Genomic DNA, 19,895 nt, shown 5'->3' with positions numbered 1-19,895 from the left:
AAGGAATTGCGCAATGTATTTTCTGACCCGTATCTGGAAAGAACTGACCTACATCAGCCTGTGGGCGTTATTGGCTGCCGGCGTTATCCTGTTCGTCTGAATCCGCCGCTGCCTGCATTTGTGTTACCAGGGCCATCAGCCCATTGGTGCGGGAAGGGCTTAGTTGCCCTTCAAGTCCCAGCGCCTGGAAATAGGCTGACGCATCAAAATTCCTGAGCTGATCACCACTTGCTCCCTGGCATTGAGCCAGCAGCAGGGCGGCCAGACCTTTAACGATTCTGGCGTCACTGTCTGCCAGAAAGTAGTGCCGGTTATCCAATCTGGTGTGGTACAGCCAGGCCTTGCTTTCGCACCCTCTTACCTGAGCTTCATCGGTATGGAACTGGCTGTTCAGTGACGGGAGTAGCTTTCCCATCAACATGATTTGTCTGTATTTTTCCTGCCAGTTATTGGCTGTCTGGATTTTATCCTTGGCATCTTTCAGCGCATCAATGGGAAACAGAAAGTCTTCCTGCGCGGGTATTGGGGACATAGGTTTTCTCGACATCAAATTCAGGCAAGCAGCTCAATGGCATCCTGCATGGCGTGGATAAAGCGGTCAATATCTTGCTGTGTAGTATAAATACCCACCGATGCCCGGCAGCAACCGCTGATCTGCATCAGCTGCATCAGTGGTTGCGCGCAGTGGTGTCCGCATCGCACGGCGACGCCCTGTTGATCGAGCAGAATACCAATATCCTGATGATGCTCGCCTGACAGGTTAAAAGCGACTGCGCCGGATTGTTGATGTGGATTGCCATACACCAGGATCCCGGGCAGCGCTTCGAGCCGGCTGCGCAGCTGTATCAGCATCTGTTGCTCATGTGCAAAGGCGGCAGCTGGCAGCGACCTCATAAAATCGATTGCGGCGCCCAGGCCAATAACATCGGCGATAGCTGGCGTACCCGCTTCAAGCCGGTTGGGCAGTTGACCATAGGTGGTACCTGAGAAGCTGACCGTGTCAATCATCTCTCCACCAGTCATCAGCGGAGTCAGGCGATCGAGCTGAATGAAACGCCCCCAAAGGATGCCGACACCGGCCGGGCCATACATCTTGTGACCGGAGAAACTGTAAAAGTCACATCCCAGTGCCTGAACGTCCACTTTATGATGGGCCACCGCCTGTGCGCCATCCACGGCAACCAGTGCACCATACCTGTGGGCCTGCTCAGCCAACGCGGCAATATCATTGATGGTGCCAAGTACGTTGGACACATGGCAAAGGGCAACGATTTTGACCTTGTGTGTCTGGAGCAGAGTCAAAAACGCCTGTTCATCCAGTGTTAAATCCTGGCGCAGGGGAATAGGAATGACGGTGGCGCCGGAGCGTCTGGCCAGTTCCTGCCAGGGGACAATATTGGCATGGTGGGCGGCACTGTCGATGAGAATAACCTCATCAGCAGCGAGCCGGGGAGTTAATCCCCAGGCCAGCAGGTTAATACTGTGTGTTGTGCCTGAGGTAAAAATAACTTCGGCATTTTGCCCGGCATTAATAAATTCTGCCACCTTTTCTCTGACCGCCTCAAACGCTTGGGTTGCACGGGCAGACAATCGATGGGCGGCCCGATGCACGTTGGCATTGCTGTGCTGGTAAAAGTTGCTCATGGCATCGATCACTGACTGGGGTTTCTGGCTGGTGGCGGCCGTATCCAGATAGCAGAGGGGATAGCCTTCAAACTCTTGGTTGAGAGCGGGAAACTGGGATTTAAGATCGATATTCATATTCAGGCTGGCAGTAAAAACCGGGCGGGGCAGATCTTGGGGGATCTGCCCGCGCAATGCAAGCCCGGCGCTCATCAGGGGCAAGGAATGGGGAATTGTTCTCCCAAGGCTGAGATACGGCTGTGCAGCTGTTGATTGAGGACGAGATTGGCACTGCTGATATTCTCTTCAAGCTGCTTTATGGTGGTGGCCCCAAGCAGGGTGCTTGCGACAAAGGGGCGCGATTGCACATAGGCCAGCGCCATTTGTGCCGGTGACAGACCAAATTCCCGCGCCAGTTCACAGTAAGCCTGGGTCGCTGCCAGTGCATTCTGCGAGCCGTTATAGCGGACAAATCGCTTGAAAAGCGTCAGTCTTGCCTGCTCTGGCCATTGATCATTAAGATATTTCCCGCTGAGGGTGCCAAATGCCAGCGGTGAATAAGCCAGTAAAGGAAGATCTTCCCGATGGGCAATTTCCGCCATACCCACTTCAAAGCTGCGGTTGAGAAGATTGTAGGGATTCTGCACGCTGACGATGCGGGGCAGGCCATGTTTCTCTGCCAGATGCAGATACTTCATCAGCCCCCAGGGGGTTTCATTGGAGACGCCAACATAGCGGATTTTGCCGAGTCTTTGCAGCTCCGCAAGGGCTTCAAGGGTATCAAAGATAGGAGTCTGTGATTCGGTTTCCTGTTGTTCATACCCCAGCTGGCCAAAGAAATTGGTGCTGCGGTGTGGCCAGTGGATTTGGTACAGATCGATGCAGTCTACTCCCAGACGGCTGAGTGAAGCGTCGACGGCCAATTGCAGATTACGCCAGTCCAGCGCCATATTGGGGCGGATATAGTCGCTGCGGCCGCCGGGTGCTGAGACCTTGGAGGCGATCACTAACTTGTCTCTGTTGCCGCTTTTTTTAAGGTACTGACCCAGAATTTTTTCGGTTTCTCCCTGGGTTTCCGGCCTTGGTGGCACAGGATACATTTCTGCTGTGTCGATAAAGTTAATGCCATTGGCGATGGCACAGTCCAGCTGTGAGAAAGCTTCGGCGGGAGTATTCTGTTCCCCCCAGGTCATGGTGCCCAGAGACAATGCGCTGATATCCAGCGTGGAGTGGGGCAGGCGATAATATTCCATGTAACGGATTCTCCTTGACGCCTCGGTGCCTGATTGGGATGCGTTTTTGTCAATCCAACCAGTGCATACCTTGAGGCTAACACCCAAATGGGCGAACGCAAGCGGATCTCTTGGGGATTTCCCCAAAGTCTGCCAACCTATAAATGTTTGAGCATGGGTAATTCGCAGGCATCGTGCCCGGTGTTGCCCATCGGCCTGTTGAGATGTTCAAAGCCCATGGATTCATACAATCTGACCGCTTCATGCAGGCAGGCAGTGGTTTCCAGATAACAACAGCGATATCCCTGCTCTTTGGCAAAGGCCAGTGCCTGCAGGGTCAGGCGGCGAGCAAATCCCTTGCCTCTGAGCTGAGGCAGGAAATACATTTTCTGCAATTCACAGACATCATCGGTATTTTCCCGGCTCGCCAATGGAGCGATGCCACCACCGCCCAATACCTGCGAGCCATCGGAGATCACCCAGTAACAGGAGCGGGGCTGTTGATAAACGTCGCTGAGGCAATCGAGAGTCGGATCGGCAACACCATAGCCTTTATCCGGCGTTAAACCGTATTCACTGGAAACGGTGCGGATAACCCTGGCGATGTCGGCGTTATCTGCCGCCTGCAACAGGCGGATTTCAAAGTCCGACTGTGCCTGTGCCTGTTCCATGGCGCGATTGAGGCGAATGAGAGTATCCAGCGTTTGCTGGCGCTGCTCTGGCAGCAATTGCGCCAGTGCGGATTCAAAATGATTGGCATGAGCCTGCCACCATTGGGCCATCAGATTGCGGCCTGCGGTGGTCAGCTCGACTCTCAGCATGCGCTGATCTCTGGGGCTGGCCTGACTGCGCAACAGTCCTTTGTCAGCCAGCTGCGCCAGCGTTCGGCTGGCATTGGATTTATCCACTCCCAGCAGAGCGGCCAGCTGTTTGACCGACAGGCTCTGACGTTCTACTTCCTTCATTAAGGCCAGTTGCTGGTGCGAAAGCCCCAGCTCCAGCGTTAAGGGTTTACACAACCGCCCCAGTAAACGGCTGAATGCTTCACTGTGACGGGTCAGTGTCAGCGACTGGGATTCCTTGTTCTGGGTCATCTTGTTGCCGTTAAGTTGCTCTTTGCAACTAAATTATAAACTCGGCAATAAAATGGCAAGTGCTTATTTTCTGTAAAGTTCCTGGTGCATCAATGGGGCCATGGCAAGCAGGATTGCCTGGGTGTAAATGCTGCCTCTGGTGGCGATGCCATTGGTCAGCAGGCCGATGGCGCCGCCGGCTTGCTTGATATTGGTGGTGTTGAACAGTCTGTCCATCACATGCCCCAGTTCTTCCCCCTGCTCAAGTGCTTCATAGACACATCCTGGCAGCGGCAGATTGGCGCTGCGCCCGACACTTAAGGCGTCCCGGGTAGCCACTGCCACATAGGCGAAGGTAGCCGGGCCATCTTCAAACATATCCACACCGCCTTCCATTGCCAAATAGTAGTCTGCATCAGTCCGGGCTCTGCAATACTCGACCCGGTTAACCGCACCATCACGGGTTTCTTTGGTCGTCATAGGTTGATCTGCCACTTTGGAGGGGGCGCTCAGACCGGTGGCGATGATTTGCGCGCCTGGAAACTGTAATTTGAAGGCTTCTTTTGCTGCCTGCACTTTCACCGGGTTGGTGGAACCCACTATCAGGTTGATGGTTTGCTTGTTCATAGGGATTTTATTTATCAATATGGACGCCTGTTTGAAACATTGGTTTAATGACTTGGTAACCTTGCGGCGGAGTTTATCCGCTTCAAACCATTTTCCGCGAAATAGCCGGCAAAAGATCGGCGGGAAAATGGACGGCAGATCAGGTGAGAGCCCGACACCGTGGTTACCCTATGCCCGTGTTCTCACGGGATCAGGACGAGACTCAATCGAGAGACAATAACATGGAATTCAACAAACTCAAGTTGGCCATCGGCGTTGCCATGGCTGCATTTCTTGGCGGCTGCGGCAGCGACTCGGAAACCGTTATCCTACCTGAGCCAGATACCTCATTAAAGGCTTTCGCCCCGGATGGCAAGTTACAGGCCACCGTCAGAAGAACCACTTACGGAGTACCTCACATTCAGGCTGACAACCTTGAAAGTCTGGCGTTTGGCAGCGGCTATGTGCAGGCCCAGGATAATCTTTGCATTCTGGCCGATGGTTTTGTCAAAGCCAACTCCCAGCGCTCCCAGTTCTTCGGCCCTCATACGCTGGACTTCACCACCATGACGCCTGTCGCTGAGGATAACGCCAACATCATTTCTGACTTTGGTTACAAGGCACTGAAAATTCGTGAACTTGCCGAGCAGAAATTGCCGCAGATGAGCGAAAATTCCCGCGCTATGATCTCCGGCTTTGTTCAGGGCTACAACCAATATCTGGCGGATATTGAGTCGGGCAAGGAGACCAATGTCGAACTCTTCTGTGCCAACGGTCCATGGGTACAGCCCATCACAGAAGTGGACTATCTGACTTATGTATTCTCCATTACCGTGCTCCCCGGCGCGGCCAATTTCCTGGACTTGATTTTCTTCGCCAACCCGGGTGATGGCAATGAGTACCTGCCACGCCCGGCCCAGAGCCCTCAGCAGGTAGCGGCTTTCAGTAACAAACTGGATAAAGGCCTGCAGTCGGCCATGGCGGCAATTAAAACCCCCGAACCGAATCACAGGGAACTGGGTTCAAATGGTTGGGGATTGGGAGCGGATAAAACCGAAAATGGCAAGGGGATGGTGCTGGGTAATCCGCACTTTCCGCATACAGGTAATCTGAGATTCTGGCAGTCACACACGACCATACCTGGCCATATCAATATGATGGGCGGCTCCCTGGTGGGCATGCCAGGGCTGGTGAATATTGGTTTTAACGAGAACCTGGGCTGGACCCACACCTTCTCCACCGCCGAGCATTTCGTGGTGTACCAGCTGGAGCTTAAGTCCGGCGATCGTACGCAATACCTGTTTGATGGCGCACCCATGCCAATCAAGTCAGAGACAGTGACTGTCAATGTGAATGTGGGTGGCGGACAGATAGTCCCGTTTGAGAAAGATATCTTCTTTACCGACAAGGGCCCTATCCTGGAAGCGCCTCCGGCACTGGCACCTTTTGGCTGGGACGATAGTCAGGCTTTTATGGTTCAGGATGTGAACATGGCCAATATGGATCCACTGGATCATTGGCTGGCGATGAACCGTGCGACCAATCTGGCGGAGTTTCAGCAGACTTTTGTTGACTATGACGGCCTGATTTTTAACAACACCATGTATGCGGATAAAGAAGGTAATGCCTTCTATATTGATGATTCGGCGGTGCCGGGTTTGTCTGATGCCGCTGTAGTGTTGCTGCGTACTTCTCCTGAGTTGAAAGCACTGCGCGAGCAGGCGGGATTCACCATACTGCCGGGCAATACTTCGCTGTTTGCATTCGATGGCGCAACACCGCACGCCTTGTCTCCCAAGTTGCTGCGCACCGATTTTGTGCAAAACTCCAATGATTCATTCTGGTCGACCAACCTCAATCAGCCACTGGAATACTTCTCGCCCATGTATGGTCAGGAGCGTGGTCAACTGAGCATGCGCACCCGTATGGGTCTGAAGATGATGGATGATGCCGCAGGCAGCGATGGCAAATTCAGCCTGGATGAGCTTTCTATTATGCTGACCAATAATCGTGCTTACCTGCCGGAACTGGTATTGCCGGAGTTGCTGGCTCAGTGTGATGCTCAGGGCAGCGAGCCGGTTGTTGTCGCATCTGGTCTGAGTAAGGATATTTCCGGTGCCTGCGCGGCGCTGGCAACCTGGAATGGCCATCAGAACAACGACAGCATCGCGGGCGCGCTTATCCGCGAGTTTGCACATCTGTTCAACCAGGACACTATGCTGACCGTGCCTTTTGACCCTGCCAACGCAGCGATCACACCCAACACTCTGGTGGCCGATGGCAGCGCGCTGAAAGCACTGGCACAAGCGACGCTGAATCTGGAAAAGGCTGGATTTGACGTGGCCGCGCCACTGGGAACGGTACAGTTTGTCGAGCGGTCGTTGCCCAACGGTTTACCTTCCGGGCAAAAATTGCCCTGGCCCGGCTCTCATCATGTGGAAGGGGGCTTTAATGTGTTCTCTACCCGGTTGACTGGCGACGATACCCTGATGCCGCAGCACAGTTACCCCAGCGTCACCGATGTGGTTACTGGCAAGGCGCTGGCATCAGGATTGACTGAGCAGGGCTATCAGGTGCGTTATGGCTCCAGCTGGATGTATGTGGTCAGTTTCACTGATACTGGACCTCAGGCCAAAGGCATACTGACCTATTCGCAAACCAATAACATTCTGCGCCCTGAGTTTGCTGACCAAACGATAGGCTACTCACAAGGGGTGGGGTTGCACCCATTGCTGTATACCGAAGATGAGATAGTGTCCGGTTTGGTATCCACACTGGCGTTGAGTAAACAGAAGTAAACCCATCTGATGTAGTTCAGCTGGTTCATTGATGCAGCCCCGCCGATTGGCGGGGCTGTGCTTTTTGACAGGTTATCGATTTGGTGCATAGCATTTGCATATTTTTCGCCATTTCAGTGCATGACTTTTCGTTAATCTTGCTTCCGAAAGCCCGCCCATGGCTGGTATTCTGCCAATCCTGACATCAAAGCGTGATCTGTCTGTGCATAATCCAATTCAAATTTGACTACTGTCACAAATTGACCTGAAACACGACGTTTGATCACGTTTGCTAGAGGGTTATTTTTGCTGGTTAATTCGTGACTGGCTAAATTAGGTAGCAACAATGTTGCTTAATGTTTGTTCTGTGGTGATCCCTATGAAACGAAATTGGTGTTTTATTACAGAAAATCCGGGATCATGATCTCAATATCAGCTTATTCTGAAATTCATTTACCGAATATGGGCGCAGATCACCTTTTCGGCGCAGTAATGCTATATCCTTTGCGCCGAAATCAATTATTGCTGTAAACAGCGTTAAGGTAACTTATATGCAAAAAGAAGCTATCAAAGCTCAGGACAACAAGGCGACTGAGAACGCCAAGCTGCCCTGGACTGCCCAGGATACCACCTGGATGCTGAGCCTGTTCGGTACCGCCGTAGGTGCTGGTATTCTGTTCCTGCCTATCAATGCCGGTATGGGTGGTTTCTGGCCTCTGCTGGTCATGGCTCTTATTATCGGTCCTATGACCTATTTGGCTCACCGTGGTCTGTCACGTTTCGTGTGTTCTTCAAACATTCAAGGCAGTGACATTACTCAGGTTGTAGAAGAACACTTTGGTAAAGGCGCTGGTAAAGCCATTACCGTACTGTATTTCTTCGCCATCTATCCAATCGTACTTATCTACGGTGTAAGTATCACCAACGTGGTAGACAGCTTTATGGTTAACCAGCTGGGCATGGATTCACTGCCACGTTGGTTGCTGTCTGGCGGTCTGATCCTGGCCATGATGTCTGTGATGGTAGCCGGTGAAAAACTGATGCTCAAAGTGACTCAGTTCCTGGTATACCCACTGGTTGTTATCCTGGCGTTCCTGGCGCTGTACATGGTGCCAAACTGGAAAGTCGATGCGCTGATGCAACTGCCATCTGCCGGTGACTTTATTGGTACTATCTGGCTGACCATTCCAGTACTGATCTTTGCTTTCAACCACTCTCCTGCGATCTCTCAGTTCTCTGTATCGCTGAAGCGTGAGCACGGTAAAGACGCTTCTCGAAAAGCTGACGTGATTCTGCGTAATACCTCGCTGATGCTGGTGGGCTTTGTAATGCTGTTCGTGTTCTCTTGTGTACTGTCTCTGTCTCCAGAGCAGCTGGCTCAAGCTAAAGCAGAGAACCTGCCAATTCTGTCTTACCTGGCTAACGTGTATGACAGTGCGTTTATCACCTACTTTGCACCATTCATCGCCTTCATCGCGATTGTGTCTTCCTTCTTCGGTCACTACCTGGGTGCGAGTGAAGGTATGCGCGGTATCATCGTGAAGCAGATTGAAGGTAACGGCAAAGAAGTTGACGAGAAGAAACTGGACAAAGGTATCCTGGCCTTCATGTTCTTCTCTATCTGGGCTGTAGCCATCATCAACCCAAGTGTACTGGGTATGATTGAAGCTCTGGGTGGTCCAATCATTGCGGCGATTCTGTACCTGATGCCAATGTACGCTGTGTACAAAGTTGACGCACTGAAAGCCTACCGTGGCCGTGTAACCAACATTTTCGTCATCATCGCCGGTCTGGCGTCAATGACCGCCATCCTGTATGGCCTGCTGTAATCCAATACGGCAGTAAATCCAAGTTTTAACTGTTCCAGGGATCGGGTTGTAAAACCCGGTCCTTTTACTCGTTTCGGGGTGTAGTTCATGTTTAGCGCATTTGATATTTTTAAGATTGGGGTTGGCCCCTCAAGCTCCCACACTGTGGGCCCGATGAAAGCCGCCAAAGAATTCATTGATGACCTGCGTGCCAAAGGTACTCTGCGGGACATCACCAAGATTACTGTAGATGTATACGGTTCTCTGTCGCTGACCGGTAAAGGTCACCACACAGATATCGCCATTATTATGGGTCTGGGTGGTAACAGCCCTGAGACTGTTGATATTGAAGCCATTCCTGAATTTATTCAGCGTGTTGAGCAAACCGGCCGTCTGCCTGTGGGTATGCATTGCCACACAGTCGATTTCCCGGAAGGCTCACTGATCATGCATCCGCAGGCGCTGCCGCTGCATGAGAATGGCATGAAGATCCACGCCTGGATTGGTGACAAGCTGGAATACAGCAAGACTTACTACTCTATCGGTGGTGGCTTTATCGTTGATGAAGAAAACTTCGGTAAAGACAGTGAGCAGGAAGTTGCCGTGCCTTACAACTACACCAACGCTGACGAGCTGTTGGCACTGTGCAGCGAGCATGGCCTGAGCATCAGCAAGCTGGCGCTGGAAAACGAAAAAGCTTTCCGCAGCGAAGCAGACATCCATACCGGCTTTGCAAAAGTGTGGAAAGTGATGTCTGAAGGCATTGAGCGTGGCTGTCACACTGAAGGTGTGCTGGCCGGCCCACTACGTGTACCTCGTCGCGCGCCAGCCCTGTACCGTCAATTGGTCACCAGCGAGCGTCTGACTTCCGATCCTATGATGATTGTTGACTGGGTGAACATGTTTGCCCTGGCCGTGAGTGAAGAAAATGCTGCCGGTGGCCGCGTGGTGACTTCTCCGACTAACGGCGCTGCCGGTATCATCCCGGCGGTTATTGCTTACTACAACAAGTTCATCCAGCCAGTGGGCGAGAAGGAGTACACCAAGTTCTACCTGACCGCAGCTGTGATCGGTGGTCTGTACAAGCGTAATGCGTCTATCTCAGGTGCCGAAGTGGGGTGTCAGGGTGAAGTGGGCGTGGCTTGCTCCATGGCGGCTGCAGGTCTGGCCGAGCTGATGGGTGCGAACCCTGCTCAGGTATGTATTGCCGCCGAAATCGGCATGGAGCACAACCTGGGTCTGACGTGCGACCCGGTTGCCGGTCAGGTACAGGTACCTTGTATTGAGCGAAACGCCATTGCCTCGGTGAAAGCGATTAACTCAGCCCGTATGGCGATGCGCCGTAACAGCGATCCTACCGTGAGCCTGGACAAGGTGATTGCCACCATGTACGAAACCGGTAAAGACATGCTGCCCAAGTACCGCGAGACCAGTCAGGGTGGTTTGGCCATCAAGGTACTGAACGTCTAAGGTACTGCCTCAAAACTCAAAAGCCGGCATCACGCCGGCTTTTTTGTCTCTGCTTATCAGCACGCTATTTCTCTTCGTACATCAGGTAGTAGCTTTGCTCCATACCCAGTGACGAGTAGGTTTGTTGGGCGCGGGTATTCTCTTGCTCCACATACAGGCGAAAGCTGGCGGCGCCACCATTGGCCTCTGCAATCCGCTTTACCTCGGTATACAACTGGCGATAAATCCCCTGTCGGCGGAACTCAGGTTTGATGTAGACGCTCTGGATCCAGTAATAGTCTTTGGCGCGCCAGTCACTCCACTCAAAGGTGACCATCAGCGAGCCTGCCAATTGACCCTCAATGTCAGCCACCAAATAAAAACCTTTTTCAGGATGATTGAGCAGCGTGGTGACACCCAGCGTCAGGGTATCGCGGTTCAGTGTCAGCCCTTCGGTTTCCATGGCCATCGCCTGGTTGAATTCCACCAGTGATTGCCAGTCGTCAGGGTGTGCCTGTCGAATTTTCATAGAATATTTTTATTGTTGGACTTCAGCGTATTATCTCAATTGAAGGCGGATATACAAGCCACAGATATCGACAGGGTATTAGACTAAAGTCGAGTGTTTGCTAGACTGATAAAACCTTGCACCCAAGGAGATTCATGATGTCTTGCAAACAACACTCAGGTGATAAATCTGAATTTCCCAATCCGCTGTTGCATTTCGTGCTGACGTTGGTGACTCTGGGGTTATGGGCACCAATCTGGTGGTATCTAATCCAACGTGCCCAGAAGCGCAGTTTTTCGCTGTTTCATATTTTCGATCATGATTACTGGAGTTACCTGATTGAGCGGGAGCAACCGCCTGCTTCGCTCTATCCGCTCAAAGTGTGTCACTCCGGTGAATCACGCGCCTATTTTGATGCCTGATCAGCGGTAAGTGCTGATATTGCTCTGAAATTATTAATTTCACAATTTCTGTGCAGCTCTGCTGAAGATTGTTGAGCTTACCTTTATCAATCCTGAAAAACTGAATGAGTAGCCGCAGTTGGCGCAGGCTTTCGTGATACTCTCCGCTGTCGTTTGAGGCGCCAGGCAAATTGGCGTCAATTCAGTTCGAACCAGGGAAGGATGAGTTCATTAATGATTCAGGGTGTACATAATGACTAAATCTTCCTCTTCTCCCCACCGTCCTTCAGCTTTGGGCAAAATGTGGGCTGCTTGGATGGCCGTTCCTTTATGGCTGCAAATTCTGATTGGTATGCTGCTGGGTATCGCCGCAGGTCTGGCTCTGGGTGAGCAGGCAATTGTGTTGAAACCCATAGGCACGCTGTTCGTCAATACCATTAAAATGTTGATCGTGCCGCTGGTGTTCTGCTCACTTATCGTGGGTGTGACTTCGATGCAGGATACTGCCCGGATGGGCCGGATTGGCTTCAAGTCATTTGCCTTCTATCTGGGAACAACCTCGATTGCCATTACTGTGGGCTTGGCTGTGGGTTATGTCATGCAGCCGGGCGCAGGACTGTCATTGCAGGGGGTTGAGTTGGTCCAGGAGGCCAAGCATGCTCCTTCCGTGATGGAAACGCTGATTGGCATAGTTCCGACTAACCCCATTGCGGCGTTGGCCAATGGTCAGATTCTGCAGGTGATTGTATTCGCCGTTGCCCTGGGGATTGCACTGGTACTGATTGGTGACCATGGCAAGCCGGCCATTAAAGTATTTGAGAGTCTGGCAGAAGCCATGTACAAGCTGACCGATCTGGTGATGAAACTGGCGCCTTACGGGGTGTTTGGTTTGATGGCCTGGGTGGCAGGTGAGTACGGTGTGGACATGTTGCTGCCGCTTATCAAGGTTATCCTGGCAGTATATATCGGCTGTTTCCTGCATGTGGTTGGTTTCTACAGCCTGGTGCTCAAGGTGTTTGCCGGTCTGAACCCGGTTCACTTCTTCAAAGGGATCAGCAATGCCATGGCAGTGGCTTTTACCACGTCAAGCTCTGCCGGTACGTTGCCTGCCAGTATGAAATGCGCCAGTGAATATCTGGGGGTCAACAAGAAAATCTCTTCTTTTGTTTTGCCTCTGGGCACCACCATTAACATGGATGGAACTGCTCTGTATCAGGGGGTGACTGCGCTGTTTGTCGCTCAGGCATTCGGTATTGACCTGACCTGGGTGGACTATCTGACCATTATCCTTACGGCTACGCTGGCTTCCATTGGCACTGCCGGGGTACCTGGTGCCGGTCTGGTGATGTTGACTCTGGTACTGACCACTGTCGGCCTGCCGCTGGAAGGGGTTGCGCTGATTGCCGGTATTGACCGTATTCTGGATATGGCTCGCACTGTGGTTAACGTGTCAGGTGATCTGGTTGCCACAACTGTGATTGCCAAGTCTGAGGACGAGCTGGACGAAGTGCACTATAACGCTGATATGCAGGAAAGCGCACTGATCGCCGAGCAGAATGCGCAGGCCGCTCAGGCCTGATAAAGAGTCAGTCATAAAAAAACCGCCTTTCGGCGGTTTTTTTGTCTGTTGGATTTTCCGTCAATAACAGCGGTGACCAACATTGCAGGGCTTAGATCCTGGTCAGCGTCAGCAGCGGCTTGTTATTTTCACCCAGCAATTCCAGTTTGCCATCTTTCATCGTTGCAGTTTGCACCAGTGGCATGGCCTGGTTGACCAATTGCTCCTGAGCCATCAGTGCATCCACACAAGCCTTCATTGTGCTGCCGGCAGGATTCAGGGTCAGCTTGTTGCCTTCCTGAGTAAAGGTGCCAAAGAAGTTATTACAGCTGTTATTGCCGGACAGGCGACCATCTTTATCGAAGTTGATCTGGGCTGGGCTGTAATCAACCGTTGGTTGACCCATAATCACTTCCAGTTTCCAGTCACCGATTAAGTTTATCTGCTGGTCATTTTGACCTGGAGCACTCTGACATCCGGCCAAACCCAGAGCCAGAATACCTGCAAAGAAGAATTTTTTATTCATGTGTACATCCCACATTTAACAAAGAGTCGGGAATTGGCCAATAAGCCCCTGAGAGCTGCTGGCTTACGGAATAACACGAACGCCGTTCACGGCAAGCATACACACGTAGATTACCTGCAACTTATTCCTGCTATTTCGAAAGCCTGCACAGGCGCAAGACTGCCTGCTACTGACCTGATGAGTCAATTGTTGCCACATCCCTGGGCAGCAATCACAGATAGGCGGAATAAGCCCATCTGGTTGCGTCAATTCGGGTTAGTTTGACAAGTTTGCCGATAAAGCAAAAGTGGATTTTTGTGGCCTGTTGAGAAAATGGATTCAAGACTGTGATCTGGGTGGTGTTTTACTCCCCAAGGCAGCAATGCTTATGAGGAAGTTTGCAGTGAGTCGTCTTTACTCTGCTGCGGACTGTGCTGTTCATCGTGTTTATGCATCGCCTCTTTGGCCTGCGCGAGCATATTGGCCAGCCTGACCGTTGAGTCAGGACTGAAGAAGCAGTAACCGACATTCAGTTCCAACGTTTCATCCAGCTGATACAACTTATTGCGCACCCGTTTAACTATGGTGCCCATATCTATTTCGGAATCCAGGAATGCGAGTACCACAAACTCGGTGGCGGTAAAGTGAGCGGCGAGGTCGGCAGCCCGAACGGTGTTTTGTAAAATGCTGCCAAGCAGATTATGGTGCCTTTCTTCTAATTCCGGGGTCAGTGCCAGTTCAAATACAAACACCCCCGCATGAGCGCCAAAGCGTCGCCCCAGGCTGAGTTGTCTGGGGGCCATCATCATAAAGCCATGATCATTGAGCATGCCGGTTTTGAGATCCCGCATCGACATGGATTCAATGCGGTGATGTTGGCACAAGAGTGACAACTCCTGCTGCAGCAGAAGCTGGAAGGGCTCAAGCATACGTGGTGCCAAGTCCCCCTGGGTATCTAGATCCGGATCCAGTACACACAGATATCCAAACAGGCTGGAGTCTGGCCACATCACTGGCCTGGCAAGCAGGTGCTGGTAGCTCTGGAACAGGCTCGACAAACCACGGAGTCGGCCATCGGACAGATCGATATGGACACCCTCAAGTGGTGAAAGCACCAGTTTCTCCAGGATGCTGCAGTTATCATCCAGCAGTGTACCGGCAACAAACTCCTGACTGTCAGAAGGAGCCCGGACTATCACTTCATAGCCACGCGCGGTATGTTGAATCACAATGACCTCTCTGGCCTGATAAAAGCGCTTGAGCAGTTCACATTGATGCATCCAGCGCACCAGATTGACCTGGGGACTGTCGTATTCGAGCAGGCTGATGTCTGTTTCGATGGTATGCGGCAACATGTCTTTAAGCTCAATGAGATAAGAGGTCTTTCGAATAAGTGTGGTACGACAGGGGCTATTTCGCAAACCGAACAGTATAATGCGCACTTTAGCAGGACACGGGAGACCTTATGGTCCAGATTAGACGGGCAGAACCGCAGGATTTGCAGGAGTTGTTGCGGCTTGAACGCTTGCATGTGTCCGATGAATTGGGCGGCCGGATGAGTATGATGCAGGGCGAGAGCTTTTCTGAGGCAGCCCTCAAACGACTTATTGATGCCCAGCAGGTACTGATTGCACAGCAGCAGGAACAAATTGCCGGCTATGTGCTCAGTGGGGACTGGCAGGAATATATCCACTGGCCGTTGCAGCGGCGTGCTCTGGCACAATTTAAATCTCATTGGCCGGATGCAGAACGCAGTTGTTGTCACTACGGACCGGTTTGGGTTAATCCTGCATTTCGTGGGCAAAAAATATGCCGCCAGCTGTGGCAGGCACTGGCTGTTCATTTAAATGGGCGTTACCGTCGCCTGGCCGGACTGATTGCCGAAGATAATGAGGCTTCATTGCGTGCTCATGTCGCTGATGATGGTATGCAGATAATTGATTTTGTTGAGTATGATGACAGGGGCTACTATCTGGTATCACTGTCAGTTGGGTGTTGAGGCCGGTTAAATAATGGATATTGAGTTGGTTAAGCGCACCCTGGCTCCATACAGGGAACTCAGACTGTCAGCGCTGGACAATCTCAGGCTGATAGCCAGTGTGTTGGCATTGAGTGACATTCGGGTTGAGACCTTCATTGGCACTGCGGCAGGCCACAATGGCAGGCCAAGGTATTGGGTCAAGATTGCAGGTATCTGGATAGACTGCGGCCGGGACAATGACTATCAGGCGCAGTTTGCCTTTATGCCAGAGGCGGTATCTTTGGCTGATGCTCAAAGTGTCGGGATTGCGCTGCTGGATGACCACCGAATTGCCCTCATGTGCATGCAGTCGGCACATTTTGATCACTGTGAATAAGACATCGTAATTAGCTTCTGTTGCCAGTCATAGCAGTGATACCTGTTTGACATAGTAATAAAAAAACCGCCTGCCGGCGGTTTTTATTTGTCTGAATCTTATCTGTCCGAATCTTCGGGAGATTACAGACCAGCGTCAGCGCGCAGGGCTTCGGCTTTATCGGTGCGTTCCCATGGGAACTCTTCACGACCGAAGTGACCATAGGCTGCAGTAGCCTGATAGATTGGGCGAGCCAGATCCAGCATTTCCTGCAGACCGTATGGACGCAGATCGAAGTGCTGACGTACCAGACGCTCCAGCACCTCTTCAGATACTTTAGCAGTACCGAAGGTTTCAACGCTGATAGAGGTAGGATCTGCAACACCGATAGCGTAAGACACCTGAATTTCACAGCGGTCAGCCAGACCGGCAGCAACAATGTTCTTGGCAACGTAGCGGGCTGCGTAGGCAGCAGAGCGGTCAACTTTGGATGGGTCTTTACCGGAGAAAGCACCACCGCCGTGACGGGCCATACCACCGTAAGTATCTACGATGATCTTACGACCAGTCAGACCACAGTCCCCCATAGGACCGCCGATAACGAAACGACCGGTTGGGTTGATGAAGAACTTGGTGTCCTGGTTCAGCCACTGAGAAGGCAACACAGGCTTGATGATGGTTTCCATCACGCCTTCGATCAGGTCTTTCTGGTTTACGCTGTCGCAGTGCTGAGTAGACAGAACCACGGCGTCGATGCCCACGATTTTGCCTTCTTCATAGGCGAAAGTAACCTGAGACTTGGCGTCTGGACGCAGCCAGGGCAGGATGCCTTCTTTACGGACTTCAGACTGACGCTTCACCAGTGCGTGTGCATAGGTGATAGGCGCTGGCATCAGCACGTCAGTTTCGTTGCTGGCGTAACCGAACATCAGACCCTGATCACCGGCACCCTGTTCTTTAGGGTCGGCGCGGTCAACACCCTGGTTGATGTCTGGAGACTGCTTACCAATTGCGCTCAGTACGGCACATGAATTGGCGTCAAAGCCCATGTCTGAGTGCACATAACCGATTTCACGGATGGTGTTACGGGTCAGTTCTTCGATATCTACCCAGGCCGTAGTGGTGATTTCACCACCAACCATAACCATACCGGTTTTAACGAAAGTTTCGCACGCTACGCGAGCTTTAGGATCCTGTGCCAGGATTGCGTCCAATACCGCATCAGAAATCTGATCGGCGATTTTATCTGGATGTCCTTCTGATACGGATTCAGAAGTAAACAAATGCTTTGCCATCTTGGAAAAAATCTCGTGTAAAAAATGAATTCTGCGGGGAGGGCAGCCAACTAGCATTTGGATGCTTCTCCATCTAGACGGCTATTCTAGTTGAAATCGGTCGGCTAATCATCCCCCGTAGACGAAATTTCATCTGGATTGTGACCAAACGGCAGTTTTCATACTAAGGCATGAGTTGTTGTGTTCTTTAAAATCAATGAATTAGTAAAAGTTGAAGTGTTTATATCAGATTGGCACGCAAAGTTTACGGCTGGATTTGTGTTCACGCCGACATGTTCTCCTATGGCCCGCTGATTTTTAGAGTGATAACACCTGATGATTTCAATCCACCGACTCTAGGCAGGCGACCCAGATCAGGCTATTGCAAATCGGCCCCTCAATGGGCGCAATTTTATTTGCGTATGCACCAAGACATAGGGGAAAATATGCCCCCGAACAGGACCGGGGAGCACCATATCATTTCGTTAAAGCAGGCTTAGGGTTTGTGCGAAATGAAATGGTGTTTCATTAAAATCAGCAGGAGAGAGCATGTCTTCCCGTAAAGTACTCGCCAACGCAATCCGTGTGTTAAGTATGGATGCCGTTCAGAAAGCCAATTCCGGTCACCCGGGGGCGCCAATGGGAATGGCTGACATTGCCGAAGTTCTTTGGCGTGATCACTTAAAGCACAACCCAACCAACCCTCTGTGGGCCGACCGCGATCGTTTTGTTCTGTCAAACGGCCATGGCTCAATGCTTATCTACTCCCTGCTGCACCTGACAGGTTATGACCTGTCCATCGATGATCTGAAAAACTTCCGTCAACTGCACTCCAAAACTCCGGGCCACCCTGAGTATGGCTATGCGCCAGGCGTAGAGACCACAACCGGTCCTCTGGGTCAGGGCATCACCAATGGTGTGGGTATGGCGATTGCCGAGAAGGTACTGGCTGCCCAGTTCAACCGTGACGGTCACAATGTGGTTGATCACCACACCTATGTATTCATGGGTGATGGCTGTCTGATGGAAGGTATCTCCCACGAAGCCTGCTCGCTGGCCGGCACTCTGGGTCTGGGCAAGTTGATTGCATTCTGGGATGACAACGGTATCTCTATCGATGGTCACGTAGAAGGCTGGTTCACCGACGATACCCCTGCACGTTTTGAATCTTACGGCTGGCATGTTATCCGTGCTGTTGATGGTCACGATAGCGACGCCATCAACGCAGCGATTGAAGCGGCCAAAGCCGAAACCAGTAAGCCAACGCTGATCTGTACCAAGACTGTTATCGGTTTTGGTTCACCAAACAAGTCTGGCAGCCACGATTGTCACGGTGCACCGCTGGGTGATGCCGAAATTGCAGCAGCCCGTGAATTCCTGGGCTGGAAAGAAGCGCCATTCGACATTCCTGCTGACATCTATGGTCAGTGGGATGCCAAGGAAGCCGGTAAGGCCGCCGAAGCCAGCTGGAACGACAAGTTCGCCGCTTATGAAGCCGCATACCCAGAGTTGGCTGCTGAGCTGAAGCGTCGTCTGGCCGGTGAACTGCCAGCGGACTTTGATGCTCAAGCTAAAGCCTATATCGAGCAGCTGCAGGCCAACCCTGCTGATATCGCCTCCCGTAAGGCGTCTCAGAACGCACTGGAAGCCTTCGGCAAAATGCTGCCTGAGTTCCTGGGCGGCAGTGCCGATTTGGCACCATCCAACCTGACCATGTACTCACAGTCCAAGTCCATCACTCCACAAGATGCCTCAGGTAACTACCTGCACTATGGTGTGCGTGAGTTCGGTATGACCGCCATCATCAACGGTATTGCCCTGCACGGTGGTTTCGTGCCTTACGGCGCGACCTTCCTGATGTTTATGGAATATGCCCGCAACGCCATGCGTATGGCTGCGCTGATGAAAATTCAGAACATTCAGGTGTATACCCATGACTCTATCGGTCTGGGGGAAGACGGCCCGACTCACCAGCCGGTTGAGCAGATTGCCTCCCTGCGCATGACCCCTAACATGAGCACCTGGCGCCCCTGTGACCAGGTTGAGTCTGCCATCGCCTGGAAACACGCCATTGAGCGCAAAGACGGCCCAAGTGCGCTGATCTTCTCCCGTCAGAACCTGGCGCAGATGCCACGCTCTGCCGAGCAGCTCGCTGCCGTTGAAAAGGGCGGCTATGTGCTGGTTGATTGTGAGGGTACGCCAGAAGCCATCATCATTGCTACCGGCTCTGAAGTTGAGCTGGCGGTGAAGGCTCAGGCGCAGCTGGCTGAGCAGGGCCGCAAGGTTCGCGTGGTTTCCATGCCATGTACCGATCTGTTTGATGCCCAGGATGCCGCTTATAAAGAAGCTGTGCTGCCTGCCGCCGTGACTGCCCGTGTGGCAGTTGAAGCCGGTATCGCCGATTACTGGTACAAGTATTTGGGTCTGAACGGTCGCATCATCGGCATGACTACCTTTGGTGAGTCTGCGCCAGCCGGTGAGCTGTTCAAGATGTTTGGTTTCACCGTTGATAACGTGGTTGAAACCACCAGCAGCTTGCTCGCTTAATCCTAAAGTCGAGTTAAGTTGTTGATGATAAAGATGCGCTGCTGTGTTGAAATAATACGGTAACAGCCGAGACGGCTTACCCCGGGTGGGTAGGCCGTCTTTATATTTTCAATATACAGGGCAGAGTCTGCACAGTCAGTCTTATCAGGTATAGGCGCGTAAATTTCAGTGCTTATCCCTGATGAGATTAGTCGCAAA

At 52.0% G+C, this 19,895-nt stretch carries 17 protein-coding genes; 8 read left to right on the top strand and 9 right to left on the bottom strand.

All coding sequences use genetic code 11. The features are described 5' to 3' along the window. Positions 1-67: 67 nt before the first annotated feature. From ACRRUX_RS01150 to yjjX, 5 genes are all read right to left on the bottom strand, one after another. Positions 68-532 carry a SufE family protein gene (locus tag ACRRUX_RS01150; RefSeq protein WP_432526365.1) on the bottom strand — a complete coding sequence of 155 codons (465 nt, stop codon included), beginning with the start codon at positions 530-532 and terminating at the stop codon, positions 68-70. Between the two features lie 20 nt (positions 533-552). Then, complete coding sequence (locus ACRRUX_RS01145; protein ID WP_432526364.1) at positions 553-1,761, bottom strand: aminotransferase class V-fold PLP-dependent enzyme; 1,209 nt, start codon at positions 1,759-1,761, stop codon at positions 553-555. Positions 1,762-1,835: 74 nt separating this feature from the next. Beyond that, positions 1,836-2,876, bottom strand: a complete 1,041-nt coding sequence (locus tag ACRRUX_RS01140; RefSeq protein WP_432526363.1) for an NADP(H)-dependent aldo-keto reductase — start codon at positions 2,874-2,876, stop codon at positions 1,836-1,838. Positions 2,877-3,013: 137 nt separating this feature from the next. Further along, positions 3,014-3,949 (bottom strand): bifunctional helix-turn-helix transcriptional regulator/GNAT family N-acetyltransferase, encoded by a 936-nt coding sequence (locus tag ACRRUX_RS01135; RefSeq protein WP_432526362.1) that lies wholly within the window; start codon positions 3,947-3,949, stop codon positions 3,014-3,016. A 63-nt stretch (positions 3,950-4,012) separates the two neighbouring features. Beyond that, positions 4,013-4,555 carry an inosine/xanthosine triphosphatase gene (yjjX, locus tag ACRRUX_RS01130; protein WP_432526361.1) on the bottom strand — a complete coding sequence of 181 codons (543 nt, stop codon included), beginning with the start codon at positions 4,553-4,555 and terminating at the stop codon, positions 4,013-4,015. A gap of 221 nt (positions 4,556-4,776) precedes the next feature. Here yjjX and ACRRUX_RS01125 point away from each other — a divergent pair, with 221 nt between their 5' ends. The 3 genes from ACRRUX_RS01125 to ACRRUX_RS01115 all read left to right on the top strand — a co-directional run bounded on the left by ACRRUX_RS01125 (position 4,777) and on the right by ACRRUX_RS01115 (position 10,589). Beyond that, the gene (locus tag ACRRUX_RS01125) at positions 4,777-7,332 is read left to right on the top strand and encodes an acylase (protein WP_432526360.1); all 2,556 of its coding nucleotides are present in this window, start codon (positions 4,777-4,779) and stop codon (positions 7,330-7,332) included. A gap of 530 nt (positions 7,333-7,862) precedes the next feature. Beyond that, positions 7,863-9,140 (top strand): aromatic amino acid transport family protein, encoded by a 1,278-nt coding sequence (locus tag ACRRUX_RS01120; RefSeq protein ID WP_432526359.1) that lies wholly within the window; start codon positions 7,863-7,865, stop codon positions 9,138-9,140. Between the two features lie 87 nt (positions 9,141-9,227). Next, entirely contained in the window at positions 9,228-10,589 is a 1,362-nt protein-coding gene (locus ACRRUX_RS01115) for an L-serine ammonia-lyase (RefSeq protein WP_432526358.1), read from the top strand. A gap of 64 nt (positions 10,590-10,653) precedes the next feature. On the opposite strand, the gene ACRRUX_RS01110 is transcribed toward ACRRUX_RS01115, so the two are convergent. Next, positions 10,654-11,097, bottom strand: coding sequence for a GNAT family N-acetyltransferase (locus ACRRUX_RS01110; protein ID WP_432526357.1), 444 nt, complete (start codon positions 11,095-11,097; stop codon positions 10,654-10,656). Between the two features lie 134 nt (positions 11,098-11,231). Between ACRRUX_RS01110 and ACRRUX_RS01105 the strand changes: the two genes are divergently transcribed. Together ACRRUX_RS01105 and ACRRUX_RS01100 are read left to right on the top strand one after the other, a co-directional pair. After that, on the top strand, positions 11,232-11,498 hold the full coding sequence (locus ACRRUX_RS01105; protein ID WP_432526356.1) for a hypothetical protein: 267 nt from the start codon (positions 11,232-11,234) through the stop codon (positions 11,496-11,498). A gap of 232 nt (positions 11,499-11,730) precedes the next feature. After that, positions 11,731-13,056 carry a dicarboxylate/amino acid:cation symporter gene (locus ACRRUX_RS01100; protein ID WP_432526355.1) on the top strand — a complete coding sequence of 442 codons (1,326 nt, stop codon included), beginning with the start codon at positions 11,731-11,733 and terminating at the stop codon, positions 13,054-13,056. A 91-nt stretch (positions 13,057-13,147) separates the two neighbouring features. On the opposite strand, the gene ACRRUX_RS01095 is transcribed toward ACRRUX_RS01100, so the two are convergent. Together ACRRUX_RS01095 and ACRRUX_RS01090 are read right to left on the bottom strand one after the other, a co-directional pair. After that, positions 13,148-13,561 (bottom strand): META domain-containing protein, encoded by a 414-nt coding sequence (locus ACRRUX_RS01095; protein WP_432526354.1) that lies wholly within the window; start codon positions 13,559-13,561, stop codon positions 13,148-13,150. 365 nt (positions 13,562-13,926) lie between these two features. Then, positions 13,927-14,895, bottom strand: a complete 969-nt coding sequence (locus ACRRUX_RS01090) for a GGDEF domain-containing protein (protein WP_432526353.1) — start codon at positions 14,893-14,895, stop codon at positions 13,927-13,929. A 110-nt stretch (positions 14,896-15,005) separates the two neighbouring features. Here ACRRUX_RS01090 and ACRRUX_RS01085 point away from each other — a divergent pair, with 110 nt between their 5' ends. Together ACRRUX_RS01085 and ACRRUX_RS01080 are read left to right on the top strand one after the other, a co-directional pair. Then, on the top strand, positions 15,006-15,539 hold the full coding sequence (locus ACRRUX_RS01085) for a GNAT family N-acetyltransferase (RefSeq protein WP_432526352.1): 534 nt from the start codon (positions 15,006-15,008) through the stop codon (positions 15,537-15,539). Positions 15,540-15,552: 13 nt separating this feature from the next. Continuing rightward, positions 15,553-15,897, top strand: a complete 345-nt coding sequence (locus tag ACRRUX_RS01080) for a hypothetical protein (RefSeq protein WP_432526351.1) — start codon at positions 15,553-15,555, stop codon at positions 15,895-15,897. 122 nt (positions 15,898-16,019) lie between these two features. Here the strand turns inward: ACRRUX_RS01080 and metK are convergent, their stop codons facing one another. Continuing rightward, complete coding sequence (metK, locus tag ACRRUX_RS01075; RefSeq protein WP_432526350.1) at positions 16,020-17,171, bottom strand: methionine adenosyltransferase; 1,152 nt, start codon at positions 17,169-17,171, stop codon at positions 16,020-16,022. 528 nt (positions 17,172-17,699) lie between these two features. Here metK and tkt point away from each other — a divergent pair. Further along, positions 17,700-19,697: a transketolase gene (gene tkt, locus ACRRUX_RS01070; RefSeq protein WP_432526349.1), complete on the top strand. Its 1,998-nt coding sequence runs from the start codon at positions 17,700-17,702 to the stop codon at positions 19,695-19,697. Positions 19,698-19,895: the final 198 nt, after the last annotated feature.

The organism is Shewanella sp. GXUN23E (genome assembly GCF_050865035.1).
Classification (GTDB): Bacteria; Pseudomonadota; Gammaproteobacteria; order Enterobacterales; family Shewanellaceae; genus Shewanella.
Note: the sequence above shows the minus strand (reverse complement) of the source record. Positions and strands in the feature narration are given on the sequence as shown.

What these genes read in the sequence shown, in the direction of transcription:
- ACRRUX_RS01150 (WP_432526365.1), bottom strand. Translation starts at nt 532, where the DNA reads ATGTCCCCAATACCCGCGCAGGAAGACTTTCTGTTTCCCATTGATGCG.
- ACRRUX_RS01145 (WP_432526364.1), bottom strand. Translation starts at nt 1,761, where the DNA reads ATGAATATCGATCTTAAATCCCAGTTTCCCGCTCTCAACCAAGAGTTT.
- ACRRUX_RS01140 (WP_432526363.1), bottom strand. Translation starts at nt 2,876, where the DNA reads ATGGAATATTATCGCCTGCCCCACTCCACGCTGGATATCAGCGCATTG.
- ACRRUX_RS01135 (WP_432526362.1), bottom strand. Translation starts at nt 3,949, where the DNA reads ATGACCCAGAACAAGGAATCCCAGTCGCTGACACTGACCCGTCACAGT.
- yjjX (WP_432526361.1), bottom strand. Translation starts at nt 4,555, where the DNA reads ATGAACAAGCAAACCATCAACCTGATAGTGGGTTCCACCAACCCGGTG.
- ACRRUX_RS01125 (WP_432526360.1), top strand. Translation starts at nt 4,777, where the DNA reads ATGGAATTCAACAAACTCAAGTTGGCCATCGGCGTTGCCATGGCTGCA.
- ACRRUX_RS01120 (WP_432526359.1), top strand. Translation starts at nt 7,863, where the DNA reads ATGCAAAAAGAAGCTATCAAAGCTCAGGACAACAAGGCGACTGAGAAC.
- ACRRUX_RS01115 (WP_432526358.1), top strand. Translation starts at nt 9,228, where the DNA reads ATGTTTAGCGCATTTGATATTTTTAAGATTGGGGTTGGCCCCTCAAGC.
- ACRRUX_RS01110 (WP_432526357.1), bottom strand. Translation starts at nt 11,097, where the DNA reads ATGAAAATTCGACAGGCACACCCTGACGACTGGCAATCACTGGTGGAA.
- ACRRUX_RS01105 (WP_432526356.1), top strand. Translation starts at nt 11,232, where the DNA reads ATGATGTCTTGCAAACAACACTCAGGTGATAAATCTGAATTTCCCAAT.
- ACRRUX_RS01100 (WP_432526355.1), top strand. Translation starts at nt 11,731, where the DNA reads ATGACTAAATCTTCCTCTTCTCCCCACCGTCCTTCAGCTTTGGGCAAA.
- ACRRUX_RS01095 (WP_432526354.1), bottom strand. Translation starts at nt 13,561, where the DNA reads ATGAATAAAAAATTCTTCTTTGCAGGTATTCTGGCTCTGGGTTTGGCC.
- ACRRUX_RS01090 (WP_432526353.1), bottom strand. Translation starts at nt 14,895, where the DNA reads ATGTTGCCGCATACCATCGAAACAGACATCAGCCTGCTCGAATACGAC.
- ACRRUX_RS01085 (WP_432526352.1), top strand. Translation starts at nt 15,006, where the DNA reads ATGGTCCAGATTAGACGGGCAGAACCGCAGGATTTGCAGGAGTTGTTG.
- ACRRUX_RS01080 (WP_432526351.1), top strand. Translation starts at nt 15,553, where the DNA reads ATGGATATTGAGTTGGTTAAGCGCACCCTGGCTCCATACAGGGAACTC.
- metK (WP_432526350.1), bottom strand. Translation starts at nt 17,171, where the DNA reads ATGGCAAAGCATTTGTTTACTTCTGAATCCGTATCAGAAGGACATCCA.
- tkt (WP_432526349.1), top strand. Translation starts at nt 17,700, where the DNA reads ATGTCTTCCCGTAAAGTACTCGCCAACGCAATCCGTGTGTTAAGTATG.